Annotated in this window: 19 protein-coding genes and 1 pseudogene; 17 read left to right on the forward strand and 3 right to left on the reverse strand. The window is 42.9% G+C overall.

The genetic code is table 11. The annotated features are described in order from the left end of the window. Nucleotides 1-8 precede the first annotated feature (8 nt). The 11 genes and pseudogenes from ACTRDR_RS07450 (at nucleotide 9) to ACTRDR_RS07500 (ending at nucleotide 12,107) form a co-directional block, all read left to right on the forward strand. Entirely contained in the window at nucleotides 9-2,426 is a 2,418-nt protein-coding gene (locus ACTRDR_RS07450) for a glycoside hydrolase family 3 C-terminal domain-containing protein (protein ID WP_440526711.1), read from the forward strand. Nucleotides 2,427-2,443: 17 nt separating this feature from the next. Further along, nucleotides 2,444-3,904: an MFS transporter gene (locus ACTRDR_RS07455; RefSeq protein WP_440526712.1), complete on the forward strand. Its 1,461-nt coding sequence runs from the start codon at nucleotides 2,444-2,446 to the stop codon at nucleotides 3,902-3,904. 222 nt (nucleotides 3,905-4,126) lie between these two features. Then, a complete protein-coding gene (locus ACTRDR_RS07460; protein ID WP_440526713.1) occupies nucleotides 4,127-4,942 on the forward strand; it encodes a hypothetical protein in 816 nt (271 codons plus the stop codon). Nucleotides 4,943-4,958: 16 nt separating this feature from the next. Then, nucleotides 4,959-5,579 carry an AAA family ATPase gene (locus ACTRDR_RS07465; RefSeq protein WP_440526714.1) on the forward strand — a complete coding sequence of 207 codons (621 nt, stop codon included), beginning with the start codon at nucleotides 4,959-4,961 and terminating at the stop codon, nucleotides 5,577-5,579. 169 nt (nucleotides 5,580-5,748) lie between these two features. Continuing rightward, complete coding sequence (locus ACTRDR_RS07470) at nucleotides 5,749-6,909, forward strand: hypothetical protein (RefSeq protein WP_440526715.1); 1,161 nt, start codon at nucleotides 5,749-5,751, stop codon at nucleotides 6,907-6,909. A gap of 99 nt (nucleotides 6,910-7,008) precedes the next feature. Further along, nucleotides 7,009-7,692 (forward strand): annotated as a pseudogene (locus ACTRDR_RS07475) (phage tail tape measure protein); the annotation flags it as partial. Between the two features lie 386 nt (nucleotides 7,693-8,078). After that, complete coding sequence (locus tag ACTRDR_RS07480; protein ID WP_040332140.1) at nucleotides 8,079-8,969, forward strand: GIY-YIG nuclease family protein; 891 nt, start codon at nucleotides 8,079-8,081, stop codon at nucleotides 8,967-8,969. Nucleotides 8,970-8,994: 25 nt separating this feature from the next. Next, nucleotides 8,995-9,951 carry a hypothetical protein gene (locus ACTRDR_RS07485; RefSeq protein ID WP_440526716.1) on the forward strand — a complete coding sequence of 319 codons (957 nt, stop codon included), beginning with the start codon at nucleotides 8,995-8,997 and terminating at the stop codon, nucleotides 9,949-9,951. 1 nt (nucleotide 9,952) lies between these two features. Continuing rightward, the gene (locus tag ACTRDR_RS07490; protein ID WP_440526717.1) at nucleotides 9,953-10,498 is read left to right on the forward strand and encodes a hypothetical protein; all 546 of its coding nucleotides are present in this window, start codon (nucleotides 9,953-9,955) and stop codon (nucleotides 10,496-10,498) included. A 239-nt stretch (nucleotides 10,499-10,737) separates the two neighbouring features. Beyond that, entirely contained in the window at nucleotides 10,738-11,220 is a 483-nt protein-coding gene (locus ACTRDR_RS07495; RefSeq protein ID WP_440526718.1) for a low molecular weight protein-tyrosine-phosphatase, read from the forward strand. Between the two features lie 176 nt (nucleotides 11,221-11,396). Then, on the forward strand, nucleotides 11,397-12,107 hold the full coding sequence (locus ACTRDR_RS07500; protein ID WP_440526719.1) for a hypothetical protein: 711 nt from the start codon (nucleotides 11,397-11,399) through the stop codon (nucleotides 12,105-12,107). Here ACTRDR_RS07500 and ACTRDR_RS07505 read toward each other — a convergent pair. After that, nucleotides 12,082-12,651 (reverse strand): TetR-like C-terminal domain-containing protein, encoded by a 570-nt coding sequence (locus ACTRDR_RS07505; protein ID WP_440526720.1) that lies wholly within the window; start codon nucleotides 12,649-12,651, stop codon nucleotides 12,082-12,084. The genes ACTRDR_RS07500 and ACTRDR_RS07505 overlap by 26 nt on opposite strands. Before the next feature lie 326 nt (nucleotides 12,652-12,977). Here ACTRDR_RS07505 and ACTRDR_RS07510 point away from each other — a divergent pair, with 326 nt between their 5' ends. From ACTRDR_RS07510 to buk, 5 genes are all read left to right on the forward strand, one after another. Beyond that, nucleotides 12,978-15,485, forward strand: coding sequence for an efflux RND transporter permease subunit (locus ACTRDR_RS07510; RefSeq protein ID WP_440526721.1), 2,508 nt, complete (start codon nucleotides 12,978-12,980; stop codon nucleotides 15,483-15,485). Further along, entirely contained in the window at nucleotides 15,430-18,606 is a 3,177-nt protein-coding gene (locus ACTRDR_RS07515; protein WP_440526722.1) for a right-handed parallel beta-helix repeat-containing protein, read from the forward strand. The genes ACTRDR_RS07510 and ACTRDR_RS07515 overlap by 56 nt, the downstream gene beginning before the upstream one ends. Further along, nucleotides 18,603-19,244 (forward strand): HAD family hydrolase, encoded by a 642-nt coding sequence (locus tag ACTRDR_RS07520; protein WP_440526723.1) that lies wholly within the window; start codon nucleotides 18,603-18,605, stop codon nucleotides 19,242-19,244. Before ACTRDR_RS07515 ends, ACTRDR_RS07520 begins: the two co-directional genes overlap by 4 nt. Before the next feature lie 200 nt (nucleotides 19,245-19,444). Continuing rightward, nucleotides 19,445-20,362 carry a phosphate butyryltransferase gene (ptb, locus tag ACTRDR_RS07525; RefSeq protein ID WP_440526724.1) on the forward strand — a complete coding sequence of 306 codons (918 nt, stop codon included), beginning with the start codon at nucleotides 19,445-19,447 and terminating at the stop codon, nucleotides 20,360-20,362. 132 nt (nucleotides 20,363-20,494) lie between these two features. Further along, complete coding sequence (gene buk, locus ACTRDR_RS07530; protein WP_440526730.1) at nucleotides 20,495-21,562, forward strand: butyrate kinase; 1,068 nt, start codon at nucleotides 20,495-20,497, stop codon at nucleotides 21,560-21,562. 86 nt (nucleotides 21,563-21,648) lie between these two features. Here buk and ACTRDR_RS07535 read toward each other — a convergent pair whose 3' ends face one another. Next, complete coding sequence (locus tag ACTRDR_RS07535) at nucleotides 21,649-22,416, reverse strand: TraX family protein (protein WP_440526725.1); 768 nt, start codon at nucleotides 22,414-22,416, stop codon at nucleotides 21,649-21,651. A gap of 127 nt (nucleotides 22,417-22,543) precedes the next feature. Here ACTRDR_RS07535 and ACTRDR_RS07540 point away from each other — a divergent pair, with 127 nt between their 5' ends. Continuing rightward, on the forward strand, nucleotides 22,544-24,076 hold the full coding sequence (locus tag ACTRDR_RS07540) for a helicase HerA-like domain-containing protein (RefSeq protein ID WP_440526726.1): 1,533 nt from the start codon (nucleotides 22,544-22,546) through the stop codon (nucleotides 24,074-24,076). Nucleotides 24,077-24,151: 75 nt separating this feature from the next. Here the strand turns inward: ACTRDR_RS07540 and ACTRDR_RS07545 are convergent, their stop codons facing one another. Beyond that, a complete protein-coding gene (locus ACTRDR_RS07545) occupies nucleotides 24,152-24,763 on the reverse strand; it encodes a helix-turn-helix domain-containing protein (RefSeq protein WP_440526727.1) in 612 nt (203 codons plus the stop codon). Nucleotides 24,764-25,389: the final 626 nt, after the last annotated feature.

Here is a 25,389-nt window from a genome sequence, read left to right on the forward strand (position 1 = left end):
GATAAACCATGAACATTGATAAAATATGTGAACAGTTAACAATAGATGAAAAAATCCGGCTTTTAGGCGGTGTTGGTGACTGGCATACTTATGACTGTAATGGAAAAATCCCCTCTATTATGATGACAGACGGACCACATGGGATTCGAAAACTGGAGCAGGAAAAGGTTGGGGATATTGAAACCAGTAAGCCAGCAACCTGTTTTCCAACTGCAAGTGCAATAGCCTGCAGTTGGAATCCTGCTATTGTTAAAAAGATGGGTGAAGCGATTGCGAAAGAAGCAAAAAAAGAGCAGATATCCATTGTGCTAGGCTGCGGAATCAATATCAAGCGTTCTCCTTTATGCGGAAGAAATTTTGAATATTTCAGTGAAGATCCGTATTTGACAGGAAAGCTGGCAACGGGATACATCGAAGGTGTACAGAGTCTTGGAATAGGTACGAGCTTAAAGCATTATGCTGTTAATTCACAGGAAACAAGACGAATGACATCCAATAGCCAGATTGATGAAAGAACTCTTAGGGAAATATATCTGTCGGCTTTTGAAGAAGTTGTGAAAAAAGCAAAACCGACTTCTGTAATGGCTTCATACAACAGGATTAATGGCGAATTTGGAGCAAGAAATAAATACTTACTGACAGATGTTCTGAGAAAAGAATGGAAATATCAAGGTGGTGTGGTGTCGGATTGGGGAGCAGCAAATGATATTGTAAGCTGTATGAAAAATGGTCTGACACTGGAAATGCCAGATCCGAAAGGCTTCCACACAGATGTGTTAAAAGAAGCGTATAAGGATGGCCGGATTACGGATCAGGAACTGGATAACTGGACTAAGAATGTTCTGCAGAATTTTGTATCACTTCATAAAAATATAGAAGAAAATTATGAGGTAGATATGGAAGAACAGAATCAGGTGGCACGTAAACTAGAAAATGAAAGTGCAGTGCTTTTGAAAAATAATAGTGTTTTGCCAATTGGAAAAGAGAAGAAGGTAATCATTATTGGAGAGCTTGCCAGGCAGATGCGATTTCAGGGAGGTGGGAGCAGTCATATCCAGCCGACGAAGATGACAAATGCGATTGAAGCAATACGTGAAAAAGGATATCAGGTAACTTATATACAGGGATATCAGAATGAAAAGGAAGAATTAGGAGAAAAGCAACTACAGGATACGATAGAAAAACTGAAACAGGAATATAGAAAAAAGGATTGTGTGATTCTATATTTTATCGGTCTTACAGAATCTTACGAAGGAGAAGGATACGACAGGAAAAATCTTAAAATCCCTCAAAATCAGGAAGAGCTGTTGGCTGAAATTGCAGAAACTGTCGGAAAAGATCATATTGCAGCAATTAGTTTCGGTGGTGCGCCTATGGATTTTAGTTTTGAAAAGAATGTAGGAGCAATTCTTCACATGTACCTCGGAGGACAGGCTGTAGGGGAATCTGTTGCTGACTTAATCAGTGGAGAGGTGAATCCATCCGGTAAATTGGCAGAGACAATTCCGTTTTCAGAAAAAGATACTCCGGCATGGAGATATTTTGCACCTCCGAATGATGATGTAGAATACAGGGAAAGCATTTTTGTAGGTTATCGTTACTATGAGACATTCCATGTTCCGGTAAAATATCCGTTTGGTTATGGACTTTCCTATACTTCTTTTTCCTATTCGGAATTGAATGTACCGGAAGTATATAGTGGTGGAAAGATACAAATTCGTTTTAAAATTAAAAATATCGGAAAAGTGAGTGGAGCAGAAATAGCACAGTTATATATCTGCCCGATTGAATCAGATGTTATCAGAAGCCATATAGAACTAAAGGGATTTCAAAAAATATATCTGCATCCGGGAGAAGAAAAAGAAGTTATACTAGAGCTGGATGAAAGAAGTTTTTCCGTCTATGATGTAGAGAAAAAAGCCTTTTCCATGTTAAGCGGCAAATATCAGATCTGTATCGGAGCATCGGTACATGATTTGCAATTAAAGGCGAATATGGAAGTAGTAGGAAATAGTTATTTTAGAAATGAAAGAGAACTGTTTCCGGATTATTTTAGAGAGCAGCCACATGGAATGGAAATCAGTGCAGAACAATTTTATCAGCTATTAGGCGGTGAACCGAAACATGACAAAGAAAAAAAGCGTGGAGAGTATACGGTTTACGATTCCTATCAGGATGTGGTAAATGTCTCAATGTTTGGAAAATTTGTTCGTGGAGTCGTACATATCGGACTTAAGATTATACTTCGGGGAAAATCAGAGCGGGACCCGGCCTTTAAAATGGTAAAAATGGGAGTCGAAGAAGGAAATCTGGAAGGACTGATTGCAACCAGTGGTGGAATTGCAACTCCGAAGTTAATCGATATGTTAGTTTACAATGCAAATAAAAAATATTTGCAGGCTTTTAAAAGACTGCTGAAGAAATAGAGAGAGGGGAGTCGTATATGGAAAACAATAAATTGGATAAACGCACAAAATGGAGCTATTGTATAGGAGCAACCGGAAGAGATATGGCGTATGCACTCGTCTCTATGTTTCTTCTTACATATATTCAATATACGATGAAACTGACAGTTGCCCAATATGCAGTAATATCAGCAATTATGGTAGTGTGTCTGCTGTGGGATGCCATTAATGATCCAATGATGGGAATTATTATTGAAAATTCGCATTTGAAAGCCGGAAAATTTAAACCTTGGATTTTTATAGGAGTAATTTTAAACAGCCTGATAATTATCTGCTTGTTTACAGTAAGGCCGGAAGGATGGGGATTTGTTGCATTTTTTGGAGTGGGATATCTTTTATGGGGAATGACTTACACAATGAATGATATTGCCTATTGGGGAATGCTGCCGAGTCTTACATCAGATCCGGGAGAACGGAACTGGCTGGTAACCGTACAGGGAATTTTTATCTGTATCGGACAGTTTTCTGTTGCAGGTCTGCTCCCTGATATGGTAGCTGGAAATGCGATTATGGCATATCGGACGGCTGCGATTGTGATTGCTTTTTGTTTTATTGGTTTCCAGCTACTTACAATGTTTGGAGTAAAAGAGAGAAAACGACCGGAAAAGAAGAGAACACTGTCATTAAAAGATATGTTTCATATATTCCTGAGAAATGATCAGTTGATAGTGATTGGAATTGCATGTTTATTATTCCAAATCGGAAATGGTCTTCTGATTATGATTGGAATGAATTTCTTTTATTTTGAATTTGGATATTCTGTAGGTGGCAGCCTTGTATTTTGGTTTACAATTATGTATGGATTAGGAACGCTGATATCAGAGGCATCTTTTGCGTGGCTTTCCTCAAAATTCACACGAAATCAGATTATAACTGCAGCTACCATCATTACAGTCATTGGGTATATGCTTTTTATGAGTGTAGGCTACATTTTACCCAAAAGTGTTGTTTTACTGAATGTCATCGGTTTTCTAATCTTCTTTTCGCAGGGAGCATTCAATATGACGATGATTGTCATGTTAAATAATACCATAGAGTATGATGAAGTCCGGTTTCATGAACGACATGACAGTATTATCTCAGCAGTAAGATCTTTTGCAACAAAGCTGGCCAGTGCGGTTGATCAGGCGGTTGTTGCGTTAATACTGATTATAAGCAATATCTATGCATTCAGTCAGAAAATATCCGGATTAGAAATAAAAGCTGGTACAGGAGAACTTACTTCGGAAAATGTAATTGTACAGGCAGATAAATTTATCCAGACAGCAGATGCCGGACAAAGATTTATACTGCGTCTTGGAATTGTAGCTGTTCCGGTAATTTCTATAGGAGCTGCTTATATATTGATTAAACGGAAATATATCATTGACGAACGTAAGTATGAAGAACTGGTAGCGGAAATAAAAAGCACAAATAAAAAATACGCATCTGGGCCTTGAGGATGCAGAGGATGAATTGAAGCGGCTGGAGGACCTGCAGAATGCCAGAAAGGAACTGGAACGGACGCAAGGGGAGAAGCCGGTGTTGCAGAGGATGTTTAAGGCGATTTAATATGGTAGAACGATGACGCTCTGGCATAGGCTGGGGCGTTTTTATTATGGAAAAGTGGTAGAAATGACGATATAATAGATGTGTTTAATTTTATTGAAATGAGGGATTATATGTATGACATAGGATTTTATGATGAATATTTGTCACGTATGGGAAATTTAAAAAATAAGCTAGATTTGGCCACATCATACAAAATAGAATACTTAAAAACGCTTCTAAAAGATAATAAGGTTTACAAATTTATATCATTTAAAGAACATGGTGAGATGAAGTTAAAAACATTAAAAGAAGAGAAGATATGGTTTTCATTTTATAAGACACTAAATGATGACACTGAGTTCCAAATTAATTACAAAATAGAGGAAGTTGTTAGCAAAACGGGTTGCAGTAAAGATTACATAAAGTTAATCACTAATTATCTCACAGAGATGTATGACGTTTTTTCTCTTACATATTCATATGAAGATTATATGTGGAGAGAGTATGCAGCTGGAGGCAATGGTGTTTGCGTAGAATATAATGTTGGAGATTATGACTTTTTGTATCCGGTTGAGTATTGTGATAAAAGCGCAATTGATTTTACGCAGATGATTATTGAGGCAATAAAAAATGAGGGGATGGCATTATCCATTATTCCTTGGGTTGTTAAAAATTCATATAATTTGAATGCTAGACTCGACTCGACTCGGGAGAAAGAGGTAAGAATATTATATTGTCCGTATGATCTTGCAGAGTTTAACGGAGGACGTGTTGAATACAATATAAAGGAGCGAAGGGGGTATAAAGGAATTGCCAAACCACTTACAGAGTTCGGGATGACAACATCAAGAATAATTATAGGCAATAAATGTAATCAATATATGAGCAGTGAAATAATACGGTATGCGGATAAAAAACATATTTATTATGATTTTCAGAAAGACTAATTTTAGGAGGAAAAATATGATATCAAAAATTAAATGGAAAAATCATTCTGTGTTGGGAAATCTTGAACTAGATTTTACAAAGGATAATGGGAAAATATATAATACAATAATTTTAGCAGGAGAAAATGGTACTGGAAAAACTACAATTTTAGATACAATAAGTGAGTTTTTGAATTTGGGAGCTGTTACCCCGTTTGATTATATTGAGTATAAAATTGAAGATGATGATTTCAGAATATATTACGGAGATCAAGATAACCATAAATTAGGTTTTCATCAAAGAGAGTCACTAAAAACAGGAGAGAAAAAGGGGATTTATTCTAATAAAAATAATAATAGAGAAACCATTAATAATGATTTAGAAGATATTAGGCATTATGGCATATCATATTCAAAAGCACGTTCAGGTTTTAAGACAAATATAGTAAAGTCTTCTACAACAGAGCAAATTGATGATAATAAGTATAATGATGATGAAAGAGAGGATTTTACTAATATAAAACAGTTGCTAGTGGATTTGTCTTCACAAGATAATGCTGAATGGATGCGAATAACAAAAAATGGTGCCAATATTAATTTTGAAGAATTTAAGAAGCAAGTGTGGAGCATTCTACGGAGCAAAACCGGAACATTCTAATGACAAGTATCGCAGAACAATCTTAATGTGCCATAACAGGTTTAAGGCACGGGAATGATGATTATAAGGGATATAAGGAACTGGCAACACAGGAAGACTTCGATAGATTTTGATGGAAAACTAAGACTCCTAATGGTAAAATAGAAAAAAACTGTTAGGAGTTGATTGCTTGAAAGTTTCAAATACAAGACGAATAGCTGAGAAACTTATGCAGATAATGCAGATAAAAGAAGTATCATCTATGGTTAATGTGATTATTACAAATAACATTGCAGCAAATTCAATTGTTCCAGAGGATCCAGATGCACTAAGGAAAGAAGCTATAGTGATACAAAAGGAAATGCCGGAGTATTCTGTTGATAGAGTGATGATGTTGCTTATGATAGAAGCAATGGTTGGACCATACCTAGAGCCTCAACCAGAAGTAATGGAATTCTTTATGAAATGGATTGCAGCAGAGAGTAAAGTGTTTGATGTAGCAGAATTTAATAAAAATTCGTATATAAAAAACATTGATTTTGCTAATCAATCAAATGGCGATTATGAATTGAGATATCATGATTTGAGTCCTTATGAATTGGATATTTATAATATTCCAAAGCGAATTGATGAACTTTGCGTTGACATACCACGAGTAAGTTGCTTTACAGAAGAGTTTAAGTATCCAGTTATCTTCCAAAAAAGTATCAATAGCACTTGGATGTCGGTGTCGCCTAATGAAGTGTTTACAATGGAGAAACCAATAAAAAATGCAAAAGGAAAAGTACTTACTCTTGGATGTGGAATGGGATATTTTGCTTATATGGCATCCATAAAAGAAGATGTTGAGTCAATTACCATAATTGAATTGGAGCAGAGTGTAATTGATTTATTTGAAAAATGTATTTTGTCTCAGTTCGAAAACAAAGATAAAATTACGATTGTAAAAGCTGATGCAGTTGAGTATCTTCGCAATATTGAAGATGGAGTTTATGATTATTGTTTCGCTGATATATGGATTGGCATAGAAGACATTGCACCATATTTTGCTGTAAAAGAGATAGGACGAAATCTTCGAAAAACAAAAATCGAGTATTGGATAGAAGATTCATTTGCAATATTGTTATCAAGTAGTGTTTGGATTGAGATAATGAAAACATTTTCCGAAGCTAACAAAATGGAAATTCCTCCGTTAGATGAGAGTAAACTTACTTCATCAGATAAAAGAAAAGAAAATTATATTCACAGACTATTAAGTGATGTAGAAATATCTAAGCCGGAACACATAGATTATTACATGAAACCGCAAAATATTATTTCACTTATAGACAGAACAGATATTATATTTTAACTAATAAGCATCAATTCGCATATAGAGTTGGTGCTTTTTTCATGCTCGGAGAAATCCGGGCATTTTTTATGCCTAAATTTAGGAGAGAGGAGGAAACCTATGGCAAGCAGAATACAGGGTATTATCGTAGAGATTGGTGGAGATACAACCAAATTGCAGAATGCCCTTAAGGGTGTGAACGGACAGATTAAGTCTACCCAGTCACAGCTTAAGGATGTAAATAAACTGCTGAAACTGGATCCTGGTAATACGGAACTTTTAGCACAGAAACATAAGCTGCTTGCAGAGGCTGTCAGTGAAACCAAAGAAAAACTGGCAACATTAAAAACTGCAGCAGAACAGGCTAACACAGCACTTGCCAATGGAGAAATCTCCCAAGAACAGTACGATGCCCTTCAGAGAGAAATCGTAGAAACGGAACAGGACTTAAAAAATCTTGAAACACAGGCAAACCAGTCAGCAACCGCAGTTCAGAAGATAGCATCAGCCGGAGAAAAGTTAAAGACCACAGGAGATAACATTTCTTCTGCCGGACAGAAACTTTTACCCGTTACAGCCGGGGTTACTGCGCTAGGAACTGCATCAGTTACTACGGCAGCCAATTTTGAGTCTGCCATGTCACAGGTGCAGGCAACAATGGGAATTACAAAAGATTCCATGTCAACGGTTGACGGGCAATCTGTAAATACAATGAAAACGCTGTCCGAACTTGCAAAGAAGATGGGTTCTGAGACAGCGTTTTCTGCATCTGAATGTGCCGAGGCTCTTAATTATCTGGCTCTTGGAAAATGCAAGAAAAGAGATGGGACTTTCGGACAAGGACGATAAGCCTTTGAAACAGAATATGTTCAAGGTGGTTTGATAATAGAATATTGATATAGATTTGTGGCACTCAGGCTTATAGCTTGGGTGCCTTTTTGACTGGTAAAAATATGCCTTGGCTGATATAATATAACTTGAGGATTTTATAACCATTTTTGAACGATAAAGTATGAGAAATAATACTATGAGTTGTTATTGGCATTTGAGCGAGTCCTAGGTACCTTTGGATTTTAGAATATACAACGATGTGTTTGTTGATAGTAAAATTGCCGATAAAATTAGTATAGGCTTACATTATTTTATCTGCGAGATGAAATTGAAATTTAACAAATGTGAGGATGAACAAAATGTCATATGGTAAATCAATAGAATTATTTCTTGTAAATGGAAGTGCAGATAGTTTGATAACAGCAGAGTTATCAAACTGGAATGGCAAGGCAATAAAGATACCTAGGATTGAGGTAGCTTCATGTAACAGAGAAGATATCACACAAGCAGGTGTTTATTTCCTTTTTTGCAAGGAAGATGATGGCTCTGATTCAGTTTATATTGGAGAAGCTGAGAATGTAAAAGAAAGATTAGTTCAGCATCTTAGAGATTATCAGGCTGAAAAAGAAAAGTATTATTGGACAACTGCCGTAATATTCATTGGCAGAGATTTAAACAAAGCACTGATTCGATATCTTGAAAATCGTTTTGTTGAGATTGCAAGAGTATGCAAAAGGTATACCGTACTTACAAAGAATACATATAAGAATACGGTTATGAAGGAATCACAGATTGCTGTTATGGAAGAGTTTGTGGATAATGTAAAAACGCTTATCAGTGCTTTAGGATATAAGGTTCTTGAACCATTAAATAAGCCTGTAACTTTTGCTAACGATAGTAGAGGAAAAAAGAACTTGGAGGATTTGAATCTGCATTTGGAAAGAACTATCAAAGGATTGGGTAAAGTTGAAGCAGATGGAATACGCACTTCTGAGGGCTTTGTTGTGCTACAAGGTAGTCGCATTGCTGTGGAAGATGATGATACAATTCCAACAGTACTTAAAGAGCAGAGACGAAAGGTAAGTATTGTTGAGGGCGTTCTTCAAGAAGATGTTTTGTTTTCCAGTCCATCATATGCTGCTATGTTTGTGATTGGCAAGAGCGCAAATGGTTTGACAAGCTGGAAGGATGAAGATGGACATTCTCTTAAGGAAATAGAGAACAGCGAGACAAGAGAAGAAAATAAGTAAAAAACACATTAGGAAGGTTGATGAAATGGCAAAGATTGAGACTCTTACAGCGTATAAATGTAAATTTAGTTATCTTCAGAGAAATAATCCTTTACTTGAAAAACAGAGGGAAGCTATAAAAGAGGGAAAAGATCCGGAATATTCTTTTTCCGATTTTATTGATGTTTATCAAACATATACGAAAAATTTGGCAATTGGTGAGAATACAGATAGAGCAATTATTTTAGATGAAGATAAAATATCAGAAAAAGAAAAAAAGGGGTTAAAAATGTGGCATCTTGTTCCTAGTGCTGGAAAGCAAGGAAAACCTGTCACAGTAGTAAAAAGAAACTCTGGGAAAAAGTATGATTTTGGTTCTGATTCTGCAGCACTATATGAGCATCATGTTTTTATTTATGAGAGCCAAGATGGTCTATATGCTATTTTTCATAGACAAAATGGTTCTGGATGTAAGAGCGTGTTTTTAGAAACTGCTAATAAAGCTATCAAATCGGAAGGTTTGAAACTGGAAATGGAATTGATTATTCCAATGGCAGATGGGCTCAAGGATGCAACAGCAACAAAAATCACATTACAGTTTGTTAAGCATGATAAATCTTCTGATGTTGCGGACAATATAAAAGGATCAAAAAAGAAAAATATTATCCGAGATTTGGGACTAAATCTTGAGGCTAGTGAAAACAAAAAAATACTAGGTGTATTTAAGAATATGCAAGCAGGTAAAATAGATCAGGCGGAGGCGTTTGCTCAAATTAAAGCGGAGTTAAAGGATTCCGATGATTATAATGATGCGGAGATTAAACTTCGACTTGGAAATCGTTATAAAAAGGTAAAGTGGAATGAGTTTGAAAGTATTATGGGAGCTCATGATATATCAAATGCCCTTCATGAGGCCTGTAGGTTTTCACATGATTTTGTAGGAGAACTTACAAAATTGGCTGACGACTATTATAAGGATATAATAGAATCTGAGGAGGTGTAGTATGCCAAGTAAGATTATATTAATTGTGATGGCTATGGTAATTGTGTGTATGATGCTCTTTGGAAATAAGAAAGTAAGGATATTGTCAGTATTAATAAAACAATTACAAGTTTTCAAAAACGCAAAGACAGATAAGATATCGGTTTGGGATATTGTTTGTTTTATATTTTTCCCGATTGTTTTATCAGTCATTATTACGTTTGGATTCGGAAGTATAATTGACGATACACTAGCAGGGGTTTTGACAACAGTATTTGCATTTGTATTCACTGTATTATTTGGCTTTGCAGCTATTTTGGTTGGAAAACTTGATTGTGATAATGAAATTGAAAAACAGGTAGTCGGTGAAACATTTGTTTCTATTATGACATCAAATATTCTTTCCTTGATTGCATCTATTCTTTCGATAGCAATTATTATTACGGGTGACGAGAAAGCAAAACTAATTTTAACTATATGTGTATATATTTTTTCGTTCATGATAATTATGCTGTTATTAATGATATCAAAGAGAACATTCATAATTTATTGTGAGAACAAGAAATGATAAAAATAAGGTGTGTTGATTTCAGCACACCCTTTTGTTAAATAATGCACACCCCTATCCGTAGTCTGAACCCCCTTAACTGACTACGATTTGACTACTACACAAGGCATTGAATTGCTCCGTTTTGCATTATTTTGCAAAAAGTGTAGTTATAAACAAGAAAAAAGATGATGCCCGGAAAAGCCGATAAACCAACGCAAAACTCGGCATTACAGGGCATTTCAGAACAGGAGAATTTTATGATTAGAGTGCTTTTCATCTGCCACGGCAACATCTGTCGTTCCCCCATGGCAGAATTTGTTATGAAAAAATTGGTATCCGACGCGAATCTCGCTGATCACTTCCAGATTGCTTCCGCTGCCACCAGCACGGAGGAGATTTGGAATGGCATCGGGAACCCGGTCTATCCGCCGGCGAAGGCAGAGCTTGCCAGACACGGGATTTCCTGCGAGGGGAAGCGGGCCAGGCAGGTAACGAAGGCAGATTATGCGGAATATGATTATCTGATCGGTATGGACAGTGCAAATATCCGTAACATGCTACGGATGTTCGGCGGAGATCCGGATGGGAAAGTAGCCATGCTCTTATCCTATGCCGGTTCGGAGCGGGACATTTCGGATCCGTGGTACACGGGAGAGTTTGGGACGACCTACAATGATGTCCTGGAAGGCTGTACTGCATTTCTTCGATATTTACAACAAAACGGAAGAATCGACACGTAAGCTGACACTTCCAACATAGTACACATGACAGAAATGTCATACCTGAAAAATTCACAGAATCACCACATTTTTCTCACAATTCCTTCGCAGATGACCTTTATCATAAGAGGCAGATAAGGGGAAGTAAATATTCACAAGTTTTTTCAAGGAATGAATGGAACAGGAGGAATGAGAAGATGAGAAGATGGAATTTACCCCAGGTGAATACAAAAGTAATGTGCGCAGTGTTGACTGCTGCCATGATGATGACCGGATTTACAGCATGCGGAGGAACGACATCTGCGGGCACGGAGAGCGCAGCAAGTGAATCAGCAGAACAGAAGGAGACGATCGCGCCGGAGAGCACGACGGAACAGAGCACGGTGGAGCAAAGTACGGCAACAGAATCAGGTGAAGAGAAGGTGGAATCTTATCTCGGTCAGATCACTGCTATTGACGGCAATGTGATCTCCATTGCGCTGGCAGAGAAGCCGGAGGCCCCAGATGGTGAGGCACCCAGTGGTGAAAAGCCTGACGGTCAGGCTCTTGACGGCAACGGAGGCACTCCTAATGGAGAAGCACCTGCTGGTGAGGTACCCAGTGGGGAAAAGTCTGATGCTCAGGCACCGAACGGCGAAAAACCTACCGGAGAAGCCCCGGACGGTCAGAAACCTGAGAAAGATATGTTAGATGAGATGACATTAACCCTCAGCGGTGATACCATGACTATTACGGTCAATGATGATACGATCATCACGATTGACGGAGCGGATGCCACACTGGATGATCTACAGGTAGGCGACACCGTATCTTTCTTCCTGGATGGCGATATCGTGACCTCTTTAAGTGTAGGTATGCCGGAGCCGACCCAGCTGGGACAGTCTATGCAGGATCCGGAACAAAAGTAAGCTGCCGCATAAGCATGGTGCCCAGAAGCCCTGCCATTTCTTCCGGAGACTGGGGAGTGGTCTCTTTCAGCCAGGTCTCTACGACACCGACACAACCGGTAATGATGAAGGAACAGAGATATTCATAATTAGCATCGGATTGCGCACTTTCCAGAAAGCGGAGAGTGCGCTTTTTGATCTGGTCCTTCAGGCGGTTAACGAAGGTGAGATCTCCATGGGGACCGATCATGACTCTGGCGAGATCTCTGTGGCGGTCTAAGAAGCGGAAGAACTCTAACAGAAGACCGTCAGAGGACAATGTGGAAGTACCTACCGGTTCCTGCTCCATGATCTCATTGAACTCCCGGAACATTTCATCTTCCACTTTATGGAGCATATCGTAGATATCATCATAATGCAGATAGAAGGTTCCGCGATTGATATCTACCAGCTCTGTGAGTTCTTTGACGGAAATATCTTGAATATCGTGGTTTTCCATCATTTTGACTAATCCCTGCAGCAACAGGGCGCGGGTTTTGCGCACGCGGCGATCCATTTTTTCCATACGGCAATTCTCCATCCTTTCCGGGAAATGATCATAATATATAATACGTATCTAATGCAAATCTGAATTTTTTCTAAAACAATGAACACAAATCAATGCAATGTTCAAAAACAGACATATAAACACAATTTGTAGCTTGCTTTTTCTTTCTCATTATTATATTTTGCTTGTGTTAGAAAATCAACACGAGTTCATTAAATGACAGTAATACATTTTCTCATTTTTGTAGTAATGCTTTACAGACCAGGAAAAACATTTTAAACTAGAAACATACAAAACAGATACATAAAATAAGGGTACAAAAAGAGATACAGCAGGAGGAAACTATGGCAGCAGACAACACAGAAAAAGACAAAAAAGATAACTCCTTTATGATGAAGCTTGCCACGCTTATCGTAGATAAACGAAAAGGATTCTATCTGATCTTTATTGTTTTATGCATATTTTGCGTATTATCCATGAATAAGGTCAAAGTAAATAATGACCTGACCACATATCTGCCGGATACGACAGAGACCAGAAGGGGACTGGATCTGATGGATTCGGAGTTTACGACCTACGGTTCCGCCCGGATCCTGATCTGTAATGAGACTTTTGATGAGGCACAGAAGCTGGCGGATCAGGTGGAAAAAATGGATGGTGTCAGTATGCTGGATTTCGATGACACTGAGGACCATTATCATGACATGGAGGCTTTATTGTCTGTCACTTTTGATGAGGAAGCGGATACGGAAGCCACACAGCAGCATCTGACTGAGGTACTGGATGCCCTGTCTGATTATGATGTTTATTATTCTTCAGATATCGGTCAGGAAGAGCGTGATGCGGATGACCTGAATAATGATATGATCGTTATTCTGCTTCTGGCAGCTGTGGTTATCGTAGCCGTGCTGCTATTTACTTCCACAACTTACGCGGAGATCCCGGTATATCTGACCACATTTATCGTGGCAGCTATTTTAAATAAAGGAACGAACTACTGGTTCGGTACTATCAGCTTTGTGACGAACTCTATCGCAGTGGTGCTGCAGTTAGGTCTGGCAGTAGACTATGCCATCATTTTGGCACACCGTTTTATGGAGGAGCATGAGGACAAGGATGCCAGAGAGGCTGTAATAGTGGCTTTGAGTAAGGCAATCCCGGAGATTTCTTCCAGCTCCCTGACCACGATCTCAGGTATGGTAGCCATGATGTTCATGCAGTTCAGAATTGGTTACGATATGGGTATTATCCTGGCGAAATCCATTATTTTCAGTATGGTAGCGGTATTCTTCCTGATGCCGGGACTGCTGCTTACCTTTTCTAAGGCAATTGACAACACGCATCATAAGAGCTTCGTACCGAAGATCACGGCAGTGGGAAAATTCTGTGTGGCTACCCGTTACATTGTACCTCCGGTACTGATCGTGGGTGTTATTGCAGCATTTTTTCTGTCCAACAAGGCGAATTATGTATATGATGTAAATACACTGGAATCCAGCAGTATGAGCGAGAATAAATTCTCAGTCAGCATGGTCAATAAGGAATTTGACATGGTGAATCAGCTGGCGGTCATTGTGCCCAACGGTGATTATGAAAAAGAGGCACAGACCCTGAAGGCACTGGAAAAGTTAGATGTGGTGAAATCCGTTCAGGGACTTGGCAATATTGAAGCTATGGATGGTTACATGCTGACCGACAAACTGAATCCCAGACAATTTGCAGAGTTGATCGATCTGGATGTGGAAGTGGCGGATATGCTGTATTCGGCATATGCCCTGGATCAGAGTGATTACGGGGCTCTGGTCAGCGGTGTCAACGATTACGAAGTGCCTTTTATCGATATGTTCCTGTTCATTTATGATCAGAAAGAAAGCGGCAACATCACGCTGGATGATGATCTGGAGGAGACTTTATCGGACGCACATTCCAAGATCATGATTGCAAAGGATCAGTTGTTGGGAGAAGATAATTCTCGTTTCGTTCTGGAACTGAATGTACCTTATGAAGGAGAAGAGACCAGCGCTGCACTGGATCAGATACGCAATACCGTGGCGAAGTTCTATAATATAGATGATATCCTGTTAGTCGGAAATGCCACCAGTGATAAGGATCTGGGGGATTCCTTCGCAACAGATAATACGATCATCACTGTACTGACGGCATTGTTCGTTATGATCATCCTGTTGTTCACTTTCCAGTCTGCCGGCTTGCCGGTACTATTGGTAGTAACGATTCAGGGTAGTATCTGGATGAACTTCTCACTGCCATATCTGTTGAGTGAAAATGTATACTTCCTGGGATATCTGGTAGTATCCGCGATCCAGATGGGCGCGACGATCGACTACGCTATCGTTATCACCAGCCGTTATATGGATCTGAAGACGTACATGCCGATCAAAGAAGCTGCCATTGAGGCACTGAACCAGGCGTTCCCCACGATTGTTACCAGTGGTTCCATGCTGGTGGCTGCCGGATTCATTATCAGTTATGTATCTTCCAACGCAGCGGTAGCAGCGATCGGACTGGCGCTGGGACGTGGTACCCTGACATCTATTTTACTGGTGCTGCTGGCATTGCCCCAGACGCTGCTGATCGGAGATATCATTATTCAGAAGACGGCATTTACCTTAAAGCGTGATCTGGCGAAGCCGCTGCCTTCTGCCGGAAGGATCCGGATGAACGGTCATATCAAGGGTTATGTCAATGGTGTGCTGGAAGGTGATTTCATCGGTGTCATCGACGGTGAGATGGGAGCAGTGGTGCGCCCCAAGGATGTCGTGACCCTGGAGCAGGGGGATGAGTCAGGTACAAATCATACAGCAGAAAGCGAGGGAACAGAAGATGAACAGTAAGAGATTATTATGTTTCCTGCTGGGAGCAGCATTACTGCTGCAGACACCGGCAACCGCTTATGCGGAAGAGACGTTAACCTATGAACAATATAAGGGCGGCAGCGGTTATAGCAGCACCGCGCAGGAGCAGGATTATGCAATTGTAGAGATCAGCACGGAGGAGGATCTGCGCAGGCTTGCGGAGAAATGTGTGCTGGACAGCTGGTCCAGAGGTATCAAAGTAGTGCTGCGCAACGACATCGTTCTGAGTATGGAAAGTGAATTCAGTATCCCAACATTTGCGGGAATTTTTGATGGTAATAGTTTTACGATCTCCAATGTAAAGCTTACGGGGAATGGTTCTGCGGCAGGTCTTTTCCGTTATGTGCAGGAAGGCGCCAAAGTACGTAATCTCACGGTGAGCGGAGAAATATCTCCCTCAGGAAGCCAGAATCAGGTCGGCGGTATCGTCGGGGTGAATTACGGCAGCATTGAGAATTGTAAGTTTTCCGGTAATGTGATCGGTGATAATGAAGTCGGTGGCATTGCGGGTGTGAATGAAGAGACCGGCGAGATCCGCAGATGTGAATCCAATGCAAATGTTATTGGCAACCATTCTGCAGGCGGTATTGTCGGTAACAATCACGGAATCTTAAATAACTGCAGCAACAGTGGCAGCATCAATACCTACAGCACAGAAGTGACTTATGAACTGGATGATATTACCATGGACAATCTGGAGCAGATCAACAGTACTTCCAATGTGGCTGCTCATACGGATACCGGCGGTATCGCAGGCATCTCTGATGGTAAGATCTATTACTGCTCCAATTCAGGAGCCATTGGTTACCAGCATGTGGGTTACAACACCGGTGGTATCGTCGGCAGGCTGCATCAGGGTTATCTGCAGAATTGCACCAATACAGGTTTCGTACAGGGCAGAAAAGATGTCGGCGGCATCGTAGGCCAGATGGAGCCTTTTCTGGAGATCCAGTATCTTAGTGATAAACTGAAAGAACTGGACACAGAGACAGATAAGTTCCTGGATATGCTGGATGCGACACAGAAAGATTTCAGCAATTACAGCAGACAGGCATCTGCGCTGACCAAAAGTATCAGTACGAATCTGAAGGATGCCAATAGCGCGGGAAATTCCCTTACCGGAACCACGAATGACTTGTGGTATATTTATAATCAGGAACTGAACGGTGTCAGCAATGACCTGAAGGTTTTGAATAATGACCTGAACAAACAGGCAGAGAACGATAAAAATAACGGCAACAGACACGATATCACGCTGAGCGGCAATGATCTGAGCGGAGGTGATATTACGATCTCTGTACCGGATGATACAGAGAGTTATAAAACAGCTCTGAAAAAGTTTGGTGAAAATGCCACGAAGCATCTGGATAATATGGTTAGTGCATCCACGGACCGCAGTGGTGGTATTAAGAATAATCTGGATACACTGAAGCAGAGCCTGGATAAAGCCTTTGACCAGCTGGGTCAGTTGGGAGATGTATTACAGGCAGGGTCAGACAATACCAGCGCACATATGGATGAGCTGATGGATCAGGCGAGGGTATTGCGGAAACTGGTCAGCGAGATCCGCGATGATCTCTTCCGATACGAGGGGATTTCTGTGGAGGATACTTCGGATGAATCCGCCAGCAAGGGGGAAGTGAACCCCGGAGATCCTGATGCTGAGGCTGGTGAGGCAGAACCTGAGAGAACCGAAGAAGCATTATATGACACCTCCAGCTTCCAAAAAGGTAAAGTCACACTGTGTGTAAATCGTGGTACGGTAGAGGCGGATACCAATGTCGGCGGTATCGTCGGACAGGTGGCAACGGAATATGATTTTGACCCGGAGGATGACATTACCTTGACCGGAACGGAGAGCTTCGATGTGGAGCAGACCATCAAGGCAGTCGTAAGAGACAGTCGCAATTTCGGTGATATCACCGGTAAAAAAGATAACGTGGGAGGTATCGTCGGCAAGGCGGAATACGGAGCAATTATCTCCTGTGAATCCTATGCACCCATCGAAAGTACCGGAGGCAGTGATGTGGGTGGTATTGCCGGATCTGCCAGCTATGCGATCCGCAGCTGCTATAGCATGGGCAGGATCACCGGTAAAAATAATATCGGCGGTATCGCCGGAGAAGGCTGCGATATTTTTTACAGTTATGCATACAATGATCTGGATATGTCCGGAGAAAATCAGGGCAGCATTGCAGGTAAAGTTAGTGATGACGGCAGCCTGTACGGCAATTATTATGTAGAAGGCGGTGTCGGCGGTGTAGACGGCATCGGTTACCAGGGCGGAGCAACACCGTTGTCCTATCAGGAACTTTGCGCAAAGGATGGAGTTCCGGAAGCTTTTTCGCAGTTTACGATTACTTTCCTGGCAGATGGCGAGGAAGTGGCTTCCTATAAATGTAATTATGGAGACCATCTGTCTGCAGATCAGATTCCGGAAGTACCGGAGAAGGAAGGCTATTACGGTGTATGGCCGGATTATGATTTTAGTTACATTACCGGCAATCGCGTACTGGAAGCGGAGTATCAGGAGTGGATCGCATCCATTGCTTCCGCAGAGAAAAATGATGCCAACAAACCTCTGGTCATGGCAGAGGGTAACTTCTATCCGAATGCTGCATTGCATCTGCAGATAGAGGGTGACACATACAAGGTCTCCATGACCAACTCCATGAAAGAAGACGCACCGGACTATACCGGAGAAGCAAGCTTACGTGTCTACTGTGAGGATGCCGACAATACTGTAGTTTGGGTAGACCAGGATGGCGAATACCAAGAAGTGGAATCTACGGTGATCGGCAGCTACAGACAGTTCACCATGGAGGTACCCGGCAGCTTCCGCATCGCGGAGGCAGAAGGCAGCCATACCCGGATGATCGTAATTGGCATCATCGGAGTAGCTGTGGGAATACTGCTGATTGTATTACTTGTGAAAAAGATGGCAAAACGCAGGAAAAAGCGTAGACAGGAAAAGCGTGACAAAAAAAACCAAAAAGCTTCAGGCAGTGCAGACAGTGATCGGACAGAGGATAACGCCGCAGAAAATACAGAAACAGCGGAGCACGCCGGGCAGATGGATGATACAGAGGGACAGTTATGATCCAGGCAGTTATTTTTGATATGGATGGTACGTTGATCGATACCGAAAAATATTACCGTATTTTCTGGCCGAAGGCAGTGGAGGCTTACGGCTATACGATGACGGATGAGCAGGCACTGACGATGCGCAGTCTTGGAAGGCCTTTTGCCCCCAGACAGCTTAAGGACTGGTACGGCGAGGAATTTGATTATTATGCCGTGCGGAATAAACGAAAAGAATTGATGGAGGAAGCACTGGACCGGGATGGCATCAAATGCAAGCCCGGTGCTGTGGAACTTCTGAAAGATCTAAAAAAGAGACACATTACCACAGCTGTTGCCACGGCAACGGATCTGGAGCGGACCGAAAAATATCTGACGCTTACAGGAATCAGATCTTACTTTGAAAAATTGATCTGTGCTACCATGGTAGAGGAAGGTAAGCCGTCTCCGGACATTTATCTCTACGCTTGCAAACAATTGGGGTTGTCACCCAAGCAATGCGTGGCGGTGGAGGATTCTCCTAACGGTGTCTTAAGTGCTTACCGTGCAGGCTGCAGGGTCGTCATGGTGCCGGATCAGACGCAGCCGGATGCGGAACTCAAAAAATGTTTATATGCCTGCGTCCCGTCCCTGACAGAGATCAGCCACCTCGTTTAGAGGTGGCTTTTTTGCATGTATCCGCGTATGCACTTGATTTTTATATATTACTGTGTTATTATTTTAACGATTAGAGTCACCGGCACAGATATGAACAAAAATAGCTGCAAAGCAGCGGAGAGTACGATTTATCGCACGATTTTGCGAATGGCTGTGGCTGCTGGAAGCCTTGAGAAGGGGCAGAAAGGATATGGAAGAAAATGAATTTTGATGACATCGTAGCAAAAGTAAAAGAATGTGGGAAGAAGACTGTTGCAGTCTCCGTAGCACAGGACAGTGCGGTACTGGAAGCTGTACATGAAGCCAAGAGACTGGGCATTGCAGATGCAATCCTGGTAGGTGATGAGGCGAAGATTCGTGAGATCGCAGCCGGACTGAATATGGATCTCTCCGATTATGAGATCATCAATGAGCCGGATATGATCGAAGCCTCCCTGAAAGCTGTAAAGCTGGCACATGACGGCCGTGCAGATATGTATATGAAGGGTCTGATCGACTCCAAGAACTTCTTAAAGAGTGTACTGAACAAAGAAGTAGGTCTTCGTACCGGTGGAACCCTGTCTCATGTATGCGTATTTGAGATCCCCGGCATTGACAGACTTCTGTTCCTGACCGATGTTGCATTCATGACCTATCCTACACTGGAGGAGAAGGTTCAGATCATCAAGAACACCATTCCGGTATGTAATGCCTGTGGCGTTGCAGAGCCCAAGGTAGCACCTTTAGCAGCAGTTGAGGTTGTAAATCCCAAGATGCCCGTTACCGTAGATGCGGCAGAACTGACTAAGATGTGCGAAGAAGGACAGATCCCCGGCTGTATCGTAGACGGCCCGCTGTCTCTTGACCTGGCGATCGATCCCCAGGCAGCCAAGCATAAGGGCGCAACCGACCGTAAGATCCAGGGTGATGCTGATGTATTGCTGTTCCCGGATATCCATGCCGGCAACCTGGTATACAAGGCAATCGTACATATGGTAAAAGTAAAGAACGGATGCATCCTGACCGGTACCAAGGTGCCGGTTGTCCTGACCAGCCGTTCCGATACCTTCGAGACTAAGGTATACTCCCTGGCACTGGCAGCAGTTGTAGCAGAAGAGATGAAAAAGAATCAGAAATAAGCTATGGATATCGTGATAGAAGCCGCGGTGGAAGCTGCGGGTGAACTGCTGTCGGCAGGCATAGATGCTGTAGTGGACAAAGCGGTAAAGCATAAGAGCGAATATAAGAGTGAATATAGGAGGAAACACACAATGGCAATTAAGAGTCTGATCATCAACCCCGGTTCCACCTCCACCAAGATCGGTGTATTTGAGGATGAGAACTTATTATTTGAAGAAACCCTGAGACATTCTACCGAAGAGATCTCCAAATACGATACTATTTTCGAACAGAAGGATTTCCGTAAGAAGATCATTACCGATCTGCTGGCAGAAAAAAACTGCGCTCTGAAGAGCTTCAACGTGATCGTAGGACGTGGAGGTCTGTTAAAGCCCATCCCCAGTGGTACCTATGCGGTAACCGATGATCTGCTGGAGGATTTAAAAGTAGGTGTGCAGGGTCAGCATGCTTCTAATTTAGGCGGTATTCTGGCAAGAGAGATCGGTGATGAGATCGGCGTTCCCTCTTACATCGTAGACCCCGTTGTAGTAGATGAGCTGATGCCCATCGCAAGATATTCCGGTCTGGAAGAGATCCCCAGAGGAAGTATCTTCCATGCCCTGAACCAGAAGGCAGTTGCCAAGAGATATGCAAAAGAGGCCGGCAAGCCTTATGAGTCCTTACGTCTGGTAGTTGTGCACATGGGCGGCGGTGTATCCGTAGGCGCACATGAGGACGGCAAGGTTGTAGATGTCTTCAGTGCATTTGACGGTGATGGTGCATTTTCTCCGGAGCGTGCAGGCGGTGTACCTTGTGCAGCACTGGTAAAAATGTGCTTCTCCGGAAAATATACCGAGAAGGAGATCAGTGCAAAGCTGATCGGCAAGGGCGGCCTGAATTCTTACCTGGGTACCAACGATATGCGTGAAGTTACCAAGCGTGCCAATGAAGGCGATGCCAAGGCAGCGGAGGTGAAGCAGGCATTCCTGTTACAGGTAGCCAAGGACATCGGTGCTATGGCTTGTGTGCTGAACGGCAAGGTAGACCAGATCGTTATCACCGGTGGTATTGCTTATGGTGAGGACGTAGTGGCTAAGCTGAAAGAGAGATGCGGCTGGATCGCTCCTGTGACCGTATATCCCGGTGAGGACGAGCTGTTAGCTCTGGCTCAGGGAGCTCTGCGTGTCATGAACGGGGAAGAACAGGTAAAACAATACTAATAGGATTCAAAAAACCTCCCGGTGGAATGTGATTCCATCGGGAGGTTTTTGCTTTGGGGAATAGGATTTCTGTCAATGCTATCGTTTTAACTAAAAATCAGCTTTGACAGAATCCCCAGTACCAACATGTGCACCGGATAAAAGGCATAGCAGGCAATCTGGATCTTACGGCTATGCGCGCCCTGACGTCCATGGTAGCACCACAGAAGCGGCAGACACAACAGCGCCAAGCCCTGTTCTGAAATCTCGAAGGCATGACCGAAAAGCTGCAACGGAATCTGCATTCCTGCCAACAGCATGACATTGATCCAGTAGAGTCCGGCAAACTGTCCGGCAAGCTGCCACCATTTTTTCCCATGGAAGAGATAGAATACGATAACAGTCAGAACGCCTTCCCCGTAATAGTCGAACATGAGGAGGGTTGCCAGCACGTAGCCCACTGCAGATAGCAGCAGGATCGACGGAATCCACAGCCAGACCGGCCATTTTTTCCGTAGGGTATCAATTGCCCAGATACACAGGAAGCCTGTGAGCAGTGTCCAGATCACGTTCTGATGAAATGGGTAGAATAACAGCCCGCTGTACATCAGATTGATGGGAAGCTCAGACAGAATGGCCAGAAGAAGCAGGCGTCCGCAATACTTTTTCTTATCGTGGGTATGGAAGAAGCCTTCCACCAGGAAAAAGGCGAACATGGGGAACGCCAGTCTGCCGATGCCGGTCAGCCACCAGGCATCTCCGGCGAGGGTAGCCCACAGGTGATCACAGAACATGAACGCCATAGCGAGGATATGCAGCGTCAGAGCACTGAGATCCGGTGGGAAAATAGAACAATGTAATCCTTTGTTTTGCAAAATAAAACTCCTTTCAAAATTCCTTACGGAAGGATATAGTTGCATTATATCTTGTTTATGCGATATAGTAAAGATGATCATAATTCGGCATATAAATCTATAAACAGGAAAGGACAGGAACGAAACAATGTATACAGACGGACAGATCTATATGGGACTGGCAGATGGCCGGCGTGTGAATATGCAGCTAAATATGAGTAACCGTCATGGACTGATCGCGGGAGCCAGCGGCACCGGCAAGACCATTACTATGAAAGCTATGGCGGAATCATTTTCGGACGCGGGAGTTCCGGTATTTTTATGTGATGTCAAGGGAGATGTCTCCGGCATTGCCACGGCGGGTGTGGCTTCGGAGTCCATGGACAAGAGAATTAATAAATTCGGTATCCGTGACAGCTTTTCCTATAAGGCTTATCCGGTCTGTTTCTGGGATATCTATCAGGAGGGCGGACATCCCGTGAGAGCCACCATCTCCGATATGGGACCGGAGCTGTTATCCCGTATCCTGGGGCTCACCGCCGCGCAGGAAGGAGTACTAAATATTGTCTTCCGGATCGCGGATGACAAGGGACTTTTATTGATCGACTTAAAGGATCTGCGTATTTTGCTGAATTATGTGGCAGAACACAAGGATGACTATCTGACCACCTACGGAAGTATCTCCAAGCAGTCCGTGGGAGGTATTCTGCGGGCGTTACTGCCTCTGGAGAATCAGGGCGGAGACCTCTTTTTCGGAGAACCGGATCTGGATATTTATGACTGGATGCGTACGGATGTGTACGGCAAAGGTATCGTCAATGTGCTGAATTGTGTAAAGCTGGTGCAGAATCCTACGTTATATGCCAGCTTCCTGTTATGGATGATGTCGGAACTGTTCGAAAAGCTTCCCGAGGCGGGAGATCTGGAGAAGCCGAAGCTGGTATTTTTCTTCGATGAGGCACATCTACTGTTCGCCGATGCACCGAAAGTACTGGTGCAGAAGATCGAGCAGGTGGTGAAGCTGATCCGCTCCAAGGGTGTGGGTATCTATTTCGTGACCCAGAGCCCCAGTGATATCCCTGATTCCGTACTGGCGCAGTTAAGCAACCAGGTACAGCATGCCCTCCGGGCGTATACCCCTGCGGAGCAGAAGGCTGTCCGGGCGGCAGCACAGTCTCTGCGGGCCAACCCGGATTTTAAGGCAGAGGAAGTCATCATGGAGTTAGGTGTGGGAGAAGCGCTGACATCCTTCTTAGATGAGAACGGCGTGCCCGGTATCGCCCAGCGTACCTCCATCATCTGTCCTCAGAGCTTTATGGGACCGGTGGACGAGACGGAGCGCCGGAGCCTGATGGCGCGGGACGGCATGGGACGCTACGATGAAGCAGTGGACAATATTTCCGCCTACGAAGTACTGACAGACACCATAGAACACGAGGCAAAGGCACAACAGCTGGCAGCAGAGCGCGCCCAGCTGGAGAAGGACAAGGAAGCTTTGGCGAAGCAGCAGGCAAAGCTCCAGGAATCCGCTGTGAAGCAGAAACAGAAGGAGTGGGAAGCTGCCCAGAAAAAGAAGGAAAAGGCAGCGGAACGCCGACAGGCCCAGATTGAGCGTCAGCTCATCAACACCGGAGCCCAGGTCATCAAGAGAGGTATTCTGAGCACACTGTTTGGAAAATAATAGAAATAAAATCTTTGGATGTTTATTCTATACTACTATCAGCGGATGCAAAGATTGAGCGAAGCAGTGGAAACACTAGAATAACTGCAACCAGAGAAAACGCCCGCCATAGATCAGCCAAAGCACAGACAGAAGCGACAACAGGATACAGACGATGGTCTCTGCCAGCCTCCGGGGTCTCTTGCGAAGTAACGGCGGCAAAGCGATGGCGAGCAGAAGGCTCGGAATTCCATACCGGAAAAGCATAAGCCCGATGGCAAAGGCACCTAAAGCCAGGGTGAAGAGTGCTTCGTCTAAATTTACTTCGTTTTGTATAAAATAGAAAGCACCGGTAAAGAAGAGAAACGCAAGAAGGATTACAGTAAAAATACTGAGACAGAGGATGCGAAGCCATTTTGCAGCTCTGTCTTTTTTCTGCTGGCGGGCTTCGCAGATCACATCACTGAGGAGTGCATTGGTGTCCACAGAAGGCAGGACCATCCGCTCCCCGCGGCACAGTTCCTCGACCGATACCGATAATGCAGCCGCCAGATCATCCAGCAGAGCAATATCCGGGTAGGCATTCCCCGTTTCCCAGCGGGAGACTGCCTTGTTCGTGACATGCAATTGCTCCGCTAACTGCTGCTGCGTCAGTCCGAGAACTGCCCGCTGTTCCCTGATAAAAGTACCCATCTGTATTTTATCCATATATCCCTCCGTGATCTGATCTTTGACTCCAGTATAGAAAAAATGCTGGAAGAAAGCAATCTACTGAAGCGAGAATGCCCGAAATTAAGTGAAGCCACGAACGTCCTGTTCGCTCCACCCTGATGTTCAATACTTTTCGAGAAAATATCACCACCTTCCGACAAACATTCTCGGAAGGACATTCTATCCGCCGTGGGCGTTCTGTTTTCCTAAATAGCCTTAAATGGTTAAAATAGTAAAAAAACTGGTTTGAGAAAGGATTCTTTTATGTAATGGAATATTTTCTGCAATTATAGTAAAAAGCGAATCCGTTTCAAGCTAGAATTTTTACTATTGTCTGCTATTTGACTGATTTTAGTAAAATTACAAGAAGAATGACTTTTGTAACCCGGCAGAAAAGGACTGTTCCGTTGGGTGTAGCTAGCAACCGAGTCTAGGACGGGCAGTCCTTTCTGTGTGGATTTTAGATTAACTATTTACCTAACTTGAAAGTTAGTGAAGAAGCCACGAACGCCCACGGCGAACGGAATGTCCTTCCTCAATGTGAGGTCTCCCGGTGGGAATTTTCTAACGAAAAGTGAGTAGCGGTTCTAATCCGTACGGGCACGGCTCCAGTTGCCATCCAT

Source organism: Simiaoa sp., from assembly GCF_051972595.1.
GTDB lineage: Bacteria > Bacillota > Clostridia > Lachnospirales > Lachnospiraceae > Acetatifactor > Acetatifactor hominis.